Below are 14,424 nucleotides of genomic sequence, written 5' to 3'. Positions count from 1 at the left end.
AATCGAGCCTGTTTTTTATTAAGAAGTCACTTCTAAGCCTGCGAGCTTGTGCCAATAACCGTTGCACTCTCGACCTTCGAGTAGGATAGGGTTGTTGCCTGTTTCGTTGGCCTTAAATTTCTCCAAATGTTGGAAAGTTTCCAATCCTAGTGGGCTCAAACGTACAGTGTCGACCAGCCCTTGCATTGAGCGGATGTCATTAACCAAGTTGTAGCAGTAACCCGATTGGGTCTGAATACCGTTAAGGTTAAATACTTCTTGCCCCTCTTGGCTCGCAACTTTTAGCCCAGTTGGGTAATTGATGCAGCAAGTCTCGCATTCATCTTTTGGTCGGTCTTCTGCGCGCGCCGTAAAACAGCGAGCAGAATAGGCTAGCGGTAGATAGCCATGGCTAAATACTTCCACTTCAAATTGATTGCGAATACCTAGCTCATCGCATTGGGCTAAAGTATTGCTAAGCCAATCACGAGAAAGTTCGACCGGCATACACCAACGGATCATTCCCTGTTTTAAAAACAGTTTCAGCGTGTGGGCGTTGTAGGTGTTAACCGCAGGGCCAACCACAAATGGAACCTTCTTTTCTGACGCTAGCTGGATGGCTGACACGTCATTGGCTTCAATCGCAAAGTCCCCGTTATCAATATAACGTTTCATCACGTTGACTTCGCTAGGGGCTTCCAGCAGCGCCATAGTCGAAAGTACAACTTGCTTGCCTTGCTGCGATAGGCACTGAGCGATTTCAAACCAATCAGCAGGCTTCATCAGGCGGCGCTTTGAACAGACGCTTTCACCTAAGTAGATAATGTCAGCATCGCTGTTAGCTGCTTGGTCGTAAAAATCTTGTACGTTTTGCTTTGGCCAAAAGTAGAGCAGAGGCCCAAGTGCGTATTTCATGGAGTCTCTCCCTTATTGCCATTTGCGGTGGTATGCACCGAGCGTGGTTTGTGTACCTTCTGACACATTAGCCAATGCAGCATCCCATTGAGGTTGTACTTGGTATTGCTCAGGGTTTGTTAAATAGCTGTCTATAGCGTTACGCCAAGTGCGTGTAACTTGTTCAACATAAGCTGGACTGCGTTGGCGACCTTCAATTTTTACTGAGGCGACATTGGCTGCAAACAGTTCAGGCAGCAGGGATAAGGTATTTAGGCTGGTTGGCTCTTCAAGTGCGTGGAAGCGCTTTTGCTCGCCATCCAAATTGACATCAAAGCGTCCTTTACACAAGGTCGGATAACCTGCGTTTTCACCGTGGCTATAGCGGTCAATGAGAATATCATTGAGGCGAGATTCCAAACCATTTTCAGTTTCTTGCCAGCGTACATATTTAGCAGGGGAGCAGGCACCGACGGTATTTGGAGATTCCCCCGTCATGTAGGAAGAGAGATAGCAACGACCTTCCGACATGATGCATAGGCTACCAAACGCAAACACTTCTAAGTCGACGCCTTGTGGAATGTTTCTAGAAAGCTGTTTTACTTGGTGAATAGAGAGCACTCGTGGCAATACAACTCGCTTTACGTTGAAGTTTTGCCTGTAGAAATTGATAGCAGCTACATTAGTTGCTGAAGCTTGCACAGAAAGGTGAAGCTCTAACTCTGGGTAGCGAGTAGCAGCATATTCAAGGACAGCAATGTCTGCGATGATTAATGCATCAACCCCTAATTGTGCGGCTTGGTCGACGGCGTTGGTCCAGCGTTCAAAGCCGGATGGGTGAGCAAAGGTGTTAAGCGCCACGTGAATTTTTTTGTTTCTATCGTGGACGTACTGAACCGCTTTATCTAATTTCTTTCCAGTAAAGTTTAGCCCGGCAAAATGGCGTGCATTGGTGTCGTCTTTGAACCCAATGTACACCGCGTCGGCACCACAATCTATTGCGGTCTTAAGAGCAGGTAAATTACCTGCAGGACACAGAAGCTCCATGTGCTCGATACCTGATTATTATTGGTGGTAATGGTTGATTTTATGGAGGATTACAAGGAAAGGTGTTGATGTTGAGCAAGAATTTCGGTTTAAGGGGAAACGGACGCTTCGCTAACGGACGCCTTACTAACGGTATGATGAACAGAGATAGGATTTTAGCCAAACCTTGGCTTCCTTCAGCCCCTCAACCTTTAAATCGTTAGCCTTGCGTCCGCTTACCGAGCATCAATTCTTATGTCGACGATTCTGCACCAACAATTCTTCCACCTCATTCTTTGGTTGAGGGCGGTAAAAATGGAAGCCTTGGATAGAGTGACAATCTAAATTAGAGAGCAAGGTTGCTTGCTGGCGAGTCTCTACACCTTCAGCGACGACGGATAGGTTCAGTGATTTACCTAAGTTAATGATGTTTTCGATCACGGTAACTTGCTTAGGAAGCTTATCCACATCGGAGATGAAGGCTCGGTCTATCTTGAGTTCGTCTAATGGAAAACGAGCTAGGTAAGATAACGATGAGTAACCGGTGCCAAAATCATCAATCGATAAAGCAAAACCCAGCTTTTTAATAGCATTGAGCATCTGCAGTGTGTGGTCACTATCACTCATTACCGCACTTTCCGTTAGCTCGAAAGTAATACAGCTCGAGTCAAGTTCCGTGGTGTGCAGTAGCTTCTCCATATAATCGATAAGCTTAGGGTTACCAAACTGCTCTGGCGAAAGGTTAATCGCTACACGACCAGGCAAGATGCCTTGCACTTTCCAGCGTTTCACTGTTGAGAAAACTTCTCGCATCACCACTCGGCCAAGTTGTTCGATAAGGCCTGCTCGTTCTGCAACAGGAATAAACGCACCTGGACTAATATAACCTTCAACAGGATGTTTCCAGCGCACGAGTGCTTCTGCACCGTTGATACTGAAATCTTTGGCGTTTACCTTAGGTTGATACCATACTTCCAAACCGTTTTGTTGCAGTGCTTTTTGCAACTCGATCTCTAGCCATAGCCGCATACGCGCTTCTTTATTCATCTGATCATTAAATTTAATCAGACGGTTACGGCCACGATCTTTGGCTTCATACATTGCGGTATCAGCGTTTTGCAGCAAGATCCTCGCATCCTGACCATCACCTGGGTATTGCACGCTACCGATTGAGCAGGCTAGGCGTTTACTGAAATGGTGAAGGTCAAAAGGCTGGTTGATTAGCGAAATGATGCGCTCAGCAAGTAGGTCTGCTGTACGGTTATGATCTGGCTCCGGCAGAATGATACCGAACTCGTCACCACCCAAGTGCCCAAGCACAGCTTGCGAAGGCAGTAGACGTTGCAGCCTCGCTGAGACCTCTTTGATCACCTTATCACCGATATGGTGGCCTAAGGAGTCATTGATATTCTTAAAGTTATCGATATCAAGGTAGAGCATCACCAATGGCGTTTCATTGTGAATATACTGCTCTAGGCGACGAGTGAAGCCAAAACGGTTGTAGAGCTTCGTCAAAGAGTCGATGTGTGAGGTTTCACTCACCGTATTAGAGTTACCTTGCGCCTCACTCATATCTTCTAACAGCACGATTTGTGACTGATTACCCAGGATGCGAGTTTGTTCTACTTGAAGTTTGACTTTGCGTTCGATACCACAGCGGGCACCGGTCAAACAGATAAGGCTCGACTCAGAGAGCAAATGAAGCAATTGAGACCCAAAGGTACGCTTGGTTTTTTCATCCACAAACAAGCGGCTAAGCTCTTCCCCCAGTAACTCTGAATGGCTATTGAAGCCGAGTAGGCGAGCAGATGCAGGGTTGGCAGAAATGATACAACCCTCTTCCACGAGCAATAGGCCGCTTGGAAGCAATTCGGTTAAGCGAGAAAACTTGCTTTCAGATTCTTCAAGCGAGCGTACAAGGATTTGCTTTTCGGAGGTATCGATAGCATGAAAGGTGACGCATTCCACACCACCTGTCTCGTTATTCACCGGAGCCAAACTGAAATGAAGGCTGGTTTCGAGGTTGTGGTCGTTGAGTGTGATCTCAGCTTCGATGGTTTCCCCATCAAATGCTCGTTCGTAATAGGGTTTGAGGTTTTTATAGAATACCTCCCCTAAAACTTGTTTATCGGACATACCAACCATTTCACTTTTATCGAGACCTGAGATCTCGCAGTAGCGTTCATTAACCATGCGGTAATTATGCTGCTGGTCAATAATCGCAAAGAAAAACGGGCTATTGTCAGTTAGCGTAGAAAACCAGTCATGTAATTGTTCAGTTGGCATCCAAATTTTCCGAAAAACGAGCAATGAGTGAAGGCATGTACTTTGTTCGTTGCATTAATGTAAATGTCGATGTTAGAAATATCAGTACGAAAAAGTACGGCTCTCACACCTAAGTTTAGTCACTATAGCGTTGAAAACAAAGATGTAAAAGTGCAGCGTTAGCTAGCACTGCTTTTTTTGACGTATAACATGAATTATTAACAAAGAATCTACTAGTATGAAGACAACTCATAACTATGGTGGTAGCACTTTCGTTGATAACGATGCTGTTTGCTGTCATCTATTTCATCGAATACAAGAGATATTAGCGTGTTAAATAAGATCCGAGCTCAATTGGTACATAATGCGGCTGCCATTTTGAGATCTCCAGCCCAACTTTTGCCACAATCGCTGCAAAATCGAGCACTTCTCGAAGGGCTCAAGCAGGTGTTTCGTGAAGCACTGGAAGATGGTGATTTTGAATTTCTAGAAGATAAGTGGTTAAAAGTGGAAGTGCGAGATCTTAATCTTGCATGGTTCATTAGCTACCAAGACGAGCAGTTGGTGGTGGCAGATAAAGTGGTGGCCCACGATGTGAGTTTTAGTGGAGAGCTAAATGATCTGGTGCTCATCGCAGGTCGTAAAGAAGACCCAGATACTCTATTTTTCCAGCGTCGTTTGAGCATTGAAGGCGATACCGAACTGGGCCTAGAGGTGAAAAATTTGATGGATAGCGTTGACCTTGATGCGTTACCATCAGGAATGAAAATTGCCTTAGATCAGTTAGCTAACTTTGTGCAAAAAGGCATGCAAACTGATCTTAACCCACAAGAGAGCCCAAATGCTTATTCGAACTGAAGCACCTGCGGATATTATCCCAGTCGAGCAGCTATTAAAGAACACCTTTGAAACTGAAGCAGAAGCGAATCTAGTCGCCTCTCTGCGAGAGAATGGTCATCGAACTTTGTCCTTAGTGGCGTGCAGTGATGAAGGTGAAGTGATTGGCTATGTACTGTTTTCGCCAGTCACGGTTGGTGGCGAGGATCTTAATTGGCAAGGATTAGCACCTTTGGCTGTAGCAAAAGAGCATCAAGGCAAGGGCATTGGCACAGAATTAGTGAAAGAAGCGCTGCATTCGTTGGCAGAGCTTGGCTACCCGGCTTGTGTGGTATTAGGTGATCCTAACTACTATGGCCGTTTTGGTTTTGAAGATGCAGCGAAGCATGATTTGAGCTGCCAGTGGGAAGTGCCGGAAGGGGCATTTCAGGTAGTGGCGAATGAGCTGGTGGATTTGGCTGAGCATTCTGGGCTGGTAGAGTATACGGCTGAGTTTGGTTCTTTGTAATCCACAACTCAAATGAGTTGTTTTGGCTTTGCTGGAGCAAGTCTCTGCGGCAGGGATGCCGCAGTGAAACCCTCATGGATGAGTTTATGGTGGCTTGTGGAAGCAAAGCCTGAATAACGACAACACAGTCTCTTCTAGTACAAGGTATGCAGCTCTGCTATCATCCCGCCCTTTCAGATGTTCAACCCAATTGGAACCGTTTCGGAAACCTTTATGTCAACACAACAACTTCAATACCTCGAAGAGATGGGCATAGACCAATGGGAGCTTGCGCATCCTGAGAGACTAGGCACTGAGCAGTCTGCAACGGCGGTTATCATCCCTGAAAACTGTAAGCTGCTTATCGTTAGCAATGAGCCACTATTAGCTAATGAAGCACAGTTCATCGGCAAGGTATCGCCAACTTTGGGTGTGACGCTTGAGCAATGCTTTACCCTAACACCGACTCAAGCAGTGAACGCTGAGCTATCAGCGCTGACTTGGGCATGGCAGGTGGATTGCGATATCGAACTGCCAGCGGGTGTTAAACGCCTATCTTCTTCCTCCATCTCTTTAGTAGAAAGCGACCAAACGCATAAACGAGCGCTTTGGCAACAAATCAAATCTTATGGCTAAACTTACTCCGATTACCGCTCAAGCTCTTGACCAGATCTGGTTGATCGAACAAGCGGCCCACACTCACCCTTGGTCTGAAAGCATGATCCGAGATCTCGATAGCCGTGGGGCATGCCACCACATGCTAGTGGAAGATGAGCAAGTGATTGGCTATTTCTACGCACAAAACATCGTGGGTGAGATCACTTTGCTAAACATCGTTATCGACCCTAAATTTCAAAGTAAGGGTTATGGTCGCCAGCTGCTCAGCGAGTTCCTCAATGTGAGTGAACAGCATGGCTGTGAAAGCGCATGGCTGGAAGTGCGTGAAAGCAACATCGCAGCTTATAACTTATACCAGAGTGAAGGCTTCAATGAGGTTGATCGCCGCCGAGATTATTACCCGACAGCGACGGGCCGTGAAGATGCGGTGGTGATGAGCTACCTTTTCTTGAGCTTTTCGTAGCGCCTGCGCATTTCTTAAGCTGCTTTTTTCGCCACAAACTGGAAAGCTTGGGGCGGATCTCATACAATTGCGCACACCAAAAAATCCGCCAGTAGAGACCGACCAATGTAGTTATCACAGTAATAGCAAATAACTAATGCTAACTATCTGATTAGTTAGTGCTTTATTGTGAACTAGATTGCGCTAAGGCGTGATATAGCGAATTCAATCACTTGGTTTTGGTGATCATCAAAACCAAGCAATACAAAGAAGATCATTCAAATGTCGAATTCTCCATTTATGCAGGAAGTGTCTAAGCGTAGAACTTTCGCAATCATCTCTCACCCGGATGCGGGTAAAACCACCATTACTGAAAAGGTTCTACTATTCGGACGCGCTATCCAGACAGCGGGTACGGTAAAAGGTCGTGGCTCAGCGCAACACGCGAAGTCAGACTGGATGGAGATGGAAAAAGAGCGTGGTATCTCGGTAACGACCTCGGTAATGCAGTTCCCATACAACGATTGCCTAGTAAACCTGCTTGATACTCCAGGACACGAAGATTTCTCGGAAGATACTTATCGTACTCTAACCGCAGTAGACTCATGTCTGATGGTTATCGATGCAGCGAAAGGTGTCGAGGATCGTACTCGTAAGCTGATGGAAGTTACCCGTCTGCGTGATACGCCGATCGTCACCTTCATGAACAAACTTGACCGTGATATCCGTGATCCAATGGAGCTTCTGGATGAGGTTGAGAGCGAGCTAAACATGGCGTGTGCGCCAATCTCATGGCCAATCGGTTGTGGTAAAGAGTTCAAAGGTGTTTACCACATCCACCGTGATGAGACGATCCTCTACTCAACAGGTCAAGGCCACACAATCCAAGAGCAGCGCATCATCAAGGGTCTAGACAACCCTGAGCTAGATGAAGCTGTAGGCGACGACCTAGCTGAGCAGCTGCGTGAAGAGCTTGAACTTGTGATAGGTGCAGCACCTGAGTTTGATGAAGAGCTATTCCTAGCAGGTGAACTAACGCCAGTTTACTTCGGTACCGCACTAGGTAACTTCGGTGTAGATCACATGCTAGACGGTCTAACTAAGTGGGCTCCTCAGCCAATGCCACGTCAGGCAAATGAGCGTGAAGTTGAAGCGAGCGAAGAGAAATTCTCTGGCTTCGTATTCAAGATCCAGGCGAACATGGACCCTAAACACCGTGACCGCATCGCATTTATGCGTATCGTATCGGGTACCTACAAACAGGGTATGAAGATGAACCACGTTCGTCTTGGCAAGCAGATCAACATCTCGGATGCGGTAACCTTTATGGCGGGTGACCGTTCTCGTGCGGAAAATGCATACGCAGGTGACATCATCGGTCTGCACAACCACGGTACTATCCAGATTGGTGATACTTTTACTCAAGGTGAATCACTTAAGTTCTCGGGCATTCCAAACTTTGCACCAGAACTGTTCCGTCGTATCCGTCTGCGTGATCCACTAAAGCAGAAGCAACTGTTAAAAGGTTTGATCCAGCTTTCGGAAGAAGGTGCGGTGCAAGTGTTCCGTCCGCTACAAAACAACGATTTGATCGTTGGTGCGGTTGGTGTACTTCAGTTTGAGGTGGTTGTAGCGCGTCTGAAAGCGGAATACAACGTAGAAGCGATCTACGAGAGCGTGAACGTAGCAACAGCTCGTTGGGTTGAGTGTGACGATGACAAGAAACTAGATGAGTTCAAGCGTAAGAACCAATCTAACTTGGCGCTAGATGGTGGTGATAACCTATCTTACATCGCACCAACCATGGTTAACCTAAACCTTGCGAGTGAGCGTTTCCCGGACGTTCAATTCCGTGCAACGCGCGAGCATTAATCTCTCGTTAATTGACTTGTAATTAAAAACGGTAGACTGCATGGCAGGCTACCGTTTTTTTATGCATTAAGAAGTACTAGTGATTACTCGCGCTCTTTGGTATATGGAACACCAATCGCTTTTGGAGCCACTGCTTTTCCGATAAAGCCTGCGAGTAGGAAGACCGTGAGTACGTACGGAATCGCTTCAATGGCTTGTACAGGGATAGCAAAGTCACCGATGCTCACGCCTTGCATTCGAATGGCTAACGCATCTAAGAAACCAAACAGCAGACAAGCACCCATCGCCGTAAACGGACGCCACTTACCAAAGATAAGCGCTGCTAGCGCCATATAGCCCTTACCTGCACTCATATTCGGGATAAACTGCGCCGTTTGAGCAACGGACAGGTAGACACCACCGATACCGACTAAAACCCCACAAATGGCAACCGCTGCATAACGCATCCGCACCACAGAGATACCAGCAGTATCAACCGCAGATGGCGATTCACCTACAGCACGCAAACGCAAACCAAAACGTGTTCTAAACAGTAAGAACCAAGCGGAAGGAACAATCAGTACGACTAAATAGACCAATATGGAGTGGCCACTAATAAGTTCTGAGTAGAGCAGGCCAATGACAGGGACATCTGCGAGTGCTTCCGCGCCTGGAAGAGTGATCGGAGCAAAGCGTGCATCACCCGAAAGCGCTGGAGTTTGGCCGCCTTGGTGGAACCAATGACGACCAAGGGTTATGGTTAAACCAGCAGCTAAGATATTGATCGCCATACCACTGACGACCTGATCACCACGGTGAGTGATAGAAGCAAAACCATGGAGTAGGGCAAGCAATACTGAGATACCAATACCAGCACACAAACCGAGCCAAGCTGAGCCCGTCACATGCGCTGTTGCTGCACCCGCAAAGGCCGACGCCAGTAATTTACCTTCCAAGGCGATATTTACGATGCCTGAGCGCTCACAGAACATGCCAGCAAGAGACGCCAAGATAAGTGGAGTTGCCACACGTAACGTAGCATCCAGCATGAGAATAATCGTTTCAAACATAATCAAGCGACTCCTTTCTCAGCTTGGTCTGGTTTCTTCGGGCCAAACAGTTTCAGGTAAGTTTTCTCAAGGCTTGGGCGGAACATATGTTCTAGTGCGCCAGAGAACAATATAACCAAACCTTGCAATACAACTACGATGTTACGGTCGACGCCATATTCAAAGCTGAGCTCAGCGCCCCCTTGATAAAGGAAGCCAAACAGTAAACTAGCGAGCAATACACCGATTGGGTGGTTACGTCCCATCAGTGCCACTGCGATTCCAGTAAAACCAAAGCCTTCAACAAAGTTGAGTTTGATCTGGTGAAGCTCACCTTGCAGAACGTTTAGACCAAAGAAGCCCGCTAACATGCCAGAAATAAGCATGGTTAATACAATGATCTTAACGTAATTGATGCCTGCATAGCTTGCGGCTGATGGGTTAGAGCCGACCGAGCGGATCTCGTATCCCCAGCGTGAGTGCCACATAAACAACCACACAAATACACAGCAAAGCAGGGCAAAAATAAAGCTCAGATTCATCGGGCTTGCCGCCATTTCGATACCGAAAACCGCAAGAATTTCATGCATCTTAGGTAGCCAACTCGACGCCGCAAATACACGACTCTCCGTTGCCATGGTATTTTCTGGCTTCAAGATATCGACCAGAAGGTACGCCATCAAGGATGCAGCGATGAAGTTGAACATAATGGTGGTGATAACAATGTGTGAGCCGCGTTTTGCTTGCAGGTAAGCTGGGATAAATGCCCAGGCTGCACCAAACAGACCGCCAACAATGATCGCCACTGGGAAGACGATATACCAAGGGGCATACTCACCGAGTGTTAAACAGATAAGGCCGACCCCAAGGCCACCAATATATGCCTGACCTTCACCACCAATGTTAAACAGACCTGCATGGAATGCGACGGCGACAGCCAGTCCGGTGAAGATGAAGCCAGTGGCGTAATACATGGTGTAACCAAAGCCTTCAGCGTAGCCAAATGCCCCGGTCCACATCACTTTTGCCGCATCCACTGGGTTGATGTCGATGTAAAGAAACAGTAGTGCTGATACCAGAAAAGCAACTAATACGTTAATTGCAGGCAAGAGTGCCACGGTTACCCAAGCGGGTACTTTTGCTTGGCTCATTGCTCGCCTCCTTGTGCGCTTTGGATATCGCTATTGGTTGCTTTTAAATGGTCAGGCAGGATATTTGCCATCATCAACCCTAGCGTTTTTTCATCCGCATCTTTGGCCGACACTTCACCAACGATAGCTCCGTCAAACACTACTATTATGCGATCAGACAGAGACAAGATTTCATCAAGTTCAACCGATACCAACAGCACCGCTTTATCTTCGTCGCGAGCTGCGATGATTTGCTGGTGGATATACTCGATAGCACCAATGTCAACACCGCGGGTTGGCTGACCGACGAGCAGTACATCTGGGTTTTGCTCCATTTCACGAGCGATCACCAGTTTTTGCTGGTTACCCCCAGAAAAGTTTGCGGTCTTGAGCGTCGTATCGTTAGGGCGAACATCCCACTTATCCATGCTTTGTTGGCAGCTAAGCTTTATCGCCGCTTTATCTTGCAGCATCCCTTTGTTGTAGTCAGGGAGGTGATGATAACCAAGGATATATGCTTCTTGCGCTTCAAACTTATTGATAAGTCCTTGTTTATGGCGATCTTCAGGTATATGGCCCACACCGATAGCTCGCACTTGGCGAGGGTCTAAGGTGGTCGTGTTATCTATCTTGTGACCATTGAGCTCTATCTGGCCTGAGAAGGGCTGTAAAATCCCAGATAGCAGTCCGAGGATCTCTGATTGACCATTACCAGACACGCCTGCAATGCCGACAACCTCGCCTTGTCGTACCCCGAAGCTAACGCTTTTGACTCGTTCAACACCTGAGTCATCAAAGTACTGTAGGTTATCCACTTTAATCAGTTCTTGCTTTGGAGATGCTTCAGACTTGTCTACTTTCAGGCGTACTTTACGACCAACCATCAGCTCAGCTAGAGATTCCTTGTCCGTCTGCGCTGTCACCACGTGTTCCACCATTGCACCCTGACGCATCACTGAGATGTTGTCAGTGATCGCAAGTACTTCACGTAGCTTGTGAGTAATGATCATTATTGTGGTGCCTTGGGAGCGCAGTTTATCCAAGATGCGAAAGAGGTGATCCGCTTCTTGTGGTGTTAGCACGCCTGTTGGCTCATCGAGGATCAAAATCTTAGCACCTCGGTAGAGTGCTTTTAGAATTTCAACTCGCTGCTGAAGACCGACGGGCAACTCACCTACTATAGCGTCTAGCGGCACTTCGAGACCATAATCATCAGCCAGTGCTTTCAGTTTATTGCGTGCTTTGCCGATACTCTCTGTCAGTTTCCAGCCGTCTTCAGCACCGAGGATGATGTTCTCAAGCACGGTAAAGGTTTCTACCAACATAAAGTGTTGGTGAACCATGCCGATGCCTGCGCTGATCGCTTCTTGTGAATTGGCGGGTTTGTAGGCTTGGCCGTTTACCGTCATTTCGCCGTGGTCTGCGTGGTAAAAGCCATAAATGATGCTCATGAGGGTTGATTTACCCGCACCATTTTCCCCAATTATGCCGTGAATCGTGCCTGAAGGAACTCGCAGATCGATATCTCGGTTTGCGTGGACCGCACCGAAACGCTTATCGATATTTTTGAGTTCAATGGCAATAGATTGTTCTTGTGTCACGAGATATTGCCTTATAGTGATACGCCGCTGTTTATGTGGTCGTGCAACCAAACAGCGGCGTTATTTTTAACAGATCGAAAGTTGTCTAAACCTAAAGTTTAGAAGTTACAGGTGTTATCTGCCATGTAATCATGAACTTTGATCTTTCCTGCGATGATGTCTTCTTGCAGGCTAGCTAGGTATGCTTTCATATCTTCCGAAACTAACGCTTGGTTGTGCTCATCATAAGCCCACTCAACCGCACCTTCTTTTAGACCAAGCACTTTGATGCCAGCACTCCAATTACCTTGCTCAGCTTCTTCCCAAGAGTTGTAAGCAGCAAGGCCAACTTTTTTCACCATAGACGTTAGCATGGTGCCTGGTTGTAGATGGTTTTGGTTTGAATCTACACCGATAGCGTATTTACCTGCATCTTTTGCGGCTTGGTAAACACCCATACCCGTACCACCAGCAGCAGCGTAGATTACATCCACACCTTTAGAGAACTGAGATTTTGCTAGCTCAGAGCCTTTTGCTGGGTCAGCAAAAGCCGCTGGAGTTGAGCCAGTCATATTTTGGAATGTTTCCACTTGTGGGTTAGCGTGCATTGCACCTTGGCGGTAACCACACTCAAACTTACGGATCAATGGAATGTCCATACCACCAACAAAACCTACTTTGCCTGTTGCAGAGGTCTTAGCTGCTAGTGCACCGACAAGGAATGAGCCTTCGTGCTCTTTAAAGATGATTGACTGAACGTTTGGTTTGTCTACCACCATGTCGATGATAGTGAACTGAATATCAGGGAACTCAGTCGCAACTTTCTCAACCGCAGATGCCATGTTGAAACCGACAGCAACGATAGGAGTGAAACCACGGCTAGCAAGACGGCGGAGACCTTGTTCACGCTGAGCTTCGTTTTGTGGTTCGAATTCACGTACTGAGATGCCTTTATCGGCTTTAAAAACTTTTACGCCTTTTTGGAATACAGCTTCGTTAAATGATTTATCGAATTTACCTGCTGTGTCGTAAACCACGGCTGGTTTTGCTGCAAATGCACCAAATGATGCGACTGCCACTGCAAGAGCAGATGCTTTTAGAATAGTTTTTTTCACGATCAATTCCCTGTTTCTGTCGGAGAGGAGATTACCGACGGTGGATTGGCTAGGTGAGTCCTACAATTAATACCTAGTAAACTTTTGTTTATGATTTATCTGCATCAAATGCATTAGTTCCATAAACACTATAGGCCATTTTATCGTTTGCGGTTATGAAAAGAAACCGTTTGCCTCACAGGATCTATGGGAATTTCAATTGATAATGATATAAGTCTTATTAGTGGTCGCACCCCTTGATATATAGGGCTTAACATCTGTTTTAATATTGCAATCGATTACATTGAACTATTGCCGAATTCGTCGCTAGACAGTCATTATAATAGGCGTTGTTGACCGAACAAAATATGGAGTAGCAATGATAGATACCCACTGCCATTTAGACCTTGTTGCGAGGCAAAAAAATTTAGAAATTGTGATTAATGAGGCGCTTCAAGCGGGCGTAACACACTTCATTGTGCCGGGTATCAATCAAGACAATTGGGCTGAGCTGATAAAACTTGGCGAAAAGCATGCCCAAATTTATTACGCATTCGGATTTCATCCACTGTTTTTAGGTGGGATAAATGACAACTCAATACAGCGGTTGAAGTGGCAACTTGAAGAGTCGTTTCGGCTCAGTCAAAAATGTGTCGCAGTAGGGGAGTGCGGATTAGATTTCTTTCAAGGTAAAGAGCAGGTTGATGAGCAAATTTCGTTACTTGAGCAGCAAATCTTGTTGGCAAACCAATTCAAATTGCCAGTGATATTGCATTCAAGAAAAGCCCACCAAGAGATGATCCAGAGCTTAAAACGGACCCAGCCAGATTATGGAGGTGTGGTTCACGGATTTAGTGGCAGTTATCAGCAAGCGATGGATTACATCAATCTCGGGCTAAAAATTGGTGTCGGTGGGGTGATCACTTACCCGAGAGCGAACAAAACTAGGCAAACGATTGCACGATTACCCTTAGAATCGCTCGTTTTTGAAACAGATGCCCCTGATATGCCATTAAGTGGGTATCAAGGTGTGCCTAATGAGCCGAAAAGAGTCGCTGAGGTGCTAACTTCGTTGAACACCCTGCGAACGGAACAAAAGCAAACGATTGCGTCACAAGTGAAGGAAAATAGCAAATTACTATTTGGCATTTGTGATCTATGATCTTTATGAA

The 14,424-nt window shown here is 46.5% G+C and carries 13 protein-coding genes; 6 read left to right on the top strand and 7 right to left on the bottom strand.

The genetic code is table 11. The annotated features are described in order from the left end of the window. Positions 1 to 18: 18 nt before the first annotated feature. The 3 genes from J4N39_RS11845 to J4N39_RS11835 form a co-directional block, all read right to left on the bottom strand. Positions 19 to 894 (bottom strand): U32 family peptidase, encoded by an 876-nt coding sequence (locus J4N39_RS11845; RefSeq protein ID WP_252019580.1) that lies wholly within the window; start codon positions 892 to 894, stop codon positions 19 to 21. Between the two features lie 12 nt (positions 895 to 906). Further along, complete coding sequence (ubiU, locus tag J4N39_RS11840; protein WP_252019577.1) at positions 907 to 1,920, bottom strand: ubiquinone anaerobic biosynthesis protein UbiU; 1,014 nt, start codon at positions 1,918 to 1,920, stop codon at positions 907 to 909. Positions 1,921 to 2,145: 225 nt separating this feature from the next. Further along, on the bottom strand, positions 2,146 to 4,185 hold the full coding sequence (locus tag J4N39_RS11835) for a sensor domain-containing protein (protein WP_252019574.1): 2,040 nt from the start codon (positions 4,183 to 4,185) through the stop codon (positions 2,146 to 2,148). Between the two features lie 309 nt (positions 4,186 to 4,494). On the opposite strand from J4N39_RS11835, the gene ubiT reads away from it, so the two are divergent. The 5 genes from ubiT to prfC all read left to right on the top strand — a co-directional run bounded on the left by ubiT (position 4,495) and on the right by prfC (position 8,420). Continuing rightward, positions 4,495 to 5,022 carry a ubiquinone anaerobic biosynthesis accessory factor UbiT gene (gene ubiT / locus J4N39_RS11830; protein ID WP_252019571.1) on the top strand — a complete coding sequence of 176 codons (528 nt, stop codon included), beginning with the start codon at positions 4,495 to 4,497 and terminating at the stop codon, positions 5,020 to 5,022. After that, positions 5,006 to 5,509, top strand: coding sequence for a GNAT family N-acetyltransferase (locus tag J4N39_RS11825; RefSeq protein WP_252019569.1), 504 nt, complete (start codon positions 5,006 to 5,008; stop codon positions 5,507 to 5,509). The genes ubiT and J4N39_RS11825 overlap by 17 nt, the downstream gene beginning before the upstream one ends. 213 nt (positions 5,510 to 5,722) lie before the next feature. Next, positions 5,723 to 6,124: a DNA polymerase III subunit psi gene (locus tag J4N39_RS11820; protein WP_252019566.1), complete on the top strand. Its 402-nt coding sequence runs from the start codon at positions 5,723 to 5,725 to the stop codon at positions 6,122 to 6,124. Continuing rightward, positions 6,117 to 6,569 carry a ribosomal protein S18-alanine N-acetyltransferase gene (rimI, locus tag J4N39_RS11815; RefSeq protein WP_252019564.1) on the top strand — a complete coding sequence of 151 codons (453 nt, stop codon included), beginning with the start codon at positions 6,117 to 6,119 and terminating at the stop codon, positions 6,567 to 6,569. Before J4N39_RS11820 ends, rimI begins: the two co-directional genes overlap by 8 nt. 261 nt (positions 6,570 to 6,830) lie before the next feature. Next, positions 6,831 to 8,420 (top strand): peptide chain release factor 3, encoded by a 1,590-nt coding sequence (gene prfC / locus J4N39_RS11810; protein ID WP_252019562.1) that lies wholly within the window; start codon positions 6,831 to 6,833, stop codon positions 8,418 to 8,420. Positions 8,421 to 8,503: 83 nt separating this feature from the next. Here prfC and J4N39_RS11805 read toward each other — a convergent pair whose 3' ends face one another. The 4 genes from J4N39_RS11805 to J4N39_RS11790 all read right to left on the bottom strand — a co-directional run bounded on the left by J4N39_RS11805 (position 8,504) and on the right by J4N39_RS11790 (position 13,273). Next, on the bottom strand, positions 8,504 to 9,469 hold the full coding sequence (locus J4N39_RS11805; protein ID WP_252019560.1) for an ABC transporter permease: 966 nt from the start codon (positions 9,467 to 9,469) through the stop codon (positions 8,504 to 8,506). A 2-nt stretch (positions 9,470 to 9,471) separates the two neighbouring features. Then, complete coding sequence (locus tag J4N39_RS11800) at positions 9,472 to 10,599, bottom strand: ABC transporter permease (protein ID WP_252019557.1); 1,128 nt, start codon at positions 10,597 to 10,599, stop codon at positions 9,472 to 9,474. Further along, positions 10,596 to 12,179: an ABC transporter ATP-binding protein gene (locus J4N39_RS11795; RefSeq protein ID WP_252019555.1), complete on the bottom strand. Its 1,584-nt coding sequence runs from the start codon at positions 12,177 to 12,179 to the stop codon at positions 10,596 to 10,598. Before J4N39_RS11795 ends, J4N39_RS11800 begins: the two co-directional genes overlap by 4 nt. A gap of 98 nt (positions 12,180 to 12,277) precedes the next feature. Continuing rightward, positions 12,278 to 13,273 carry a BMP family lipoprotein gene (locus J4N39_RS11790; RefSeq protein ID WP_252019552.1) on the bottom strand — a complete coding sequence of 332 codons (996 nt, stop codon included), beginning with the start codon at positions 13,271 to 13,273 and terminating at the stop codon, positions 12,278 to 12,280. 358 nt (positions 13,274 to 13,631) lie between these two features. Between J4N39_RS11790 and J4N39_RS11785 the strand changes: the two genes are divergently transcribed. Beyond that, positions 13,632 to 14,414: a TatD family hydrolase gene (locus J4N39_RS11785; protein WP_252019549.1), complete on the top strand. Its 783-nt coding sequence runs from the start codon at positions 13,632 to 13,634 to the stop codon at positions 14,412 to 14,414. Positions 14,415 to 14,424 lie beyond the last annotated feature (10 nt).

Origin of the sequence: Vibrio sp. SCSIO 43136, from assembly GCF_023716565.1 — a bacterium.
Classification (GTDB): domain Bacteria; phylum Pseudomonadota; class Gammaproteobacteria; order Enterobacterales; family Vibrionaceae; genus Vibrio.
The sequence above is the reverse complement of the archived record's forward strand: the minus strand, read 5'-3'. Positions and strand labels throughout refer to the sequence as shown.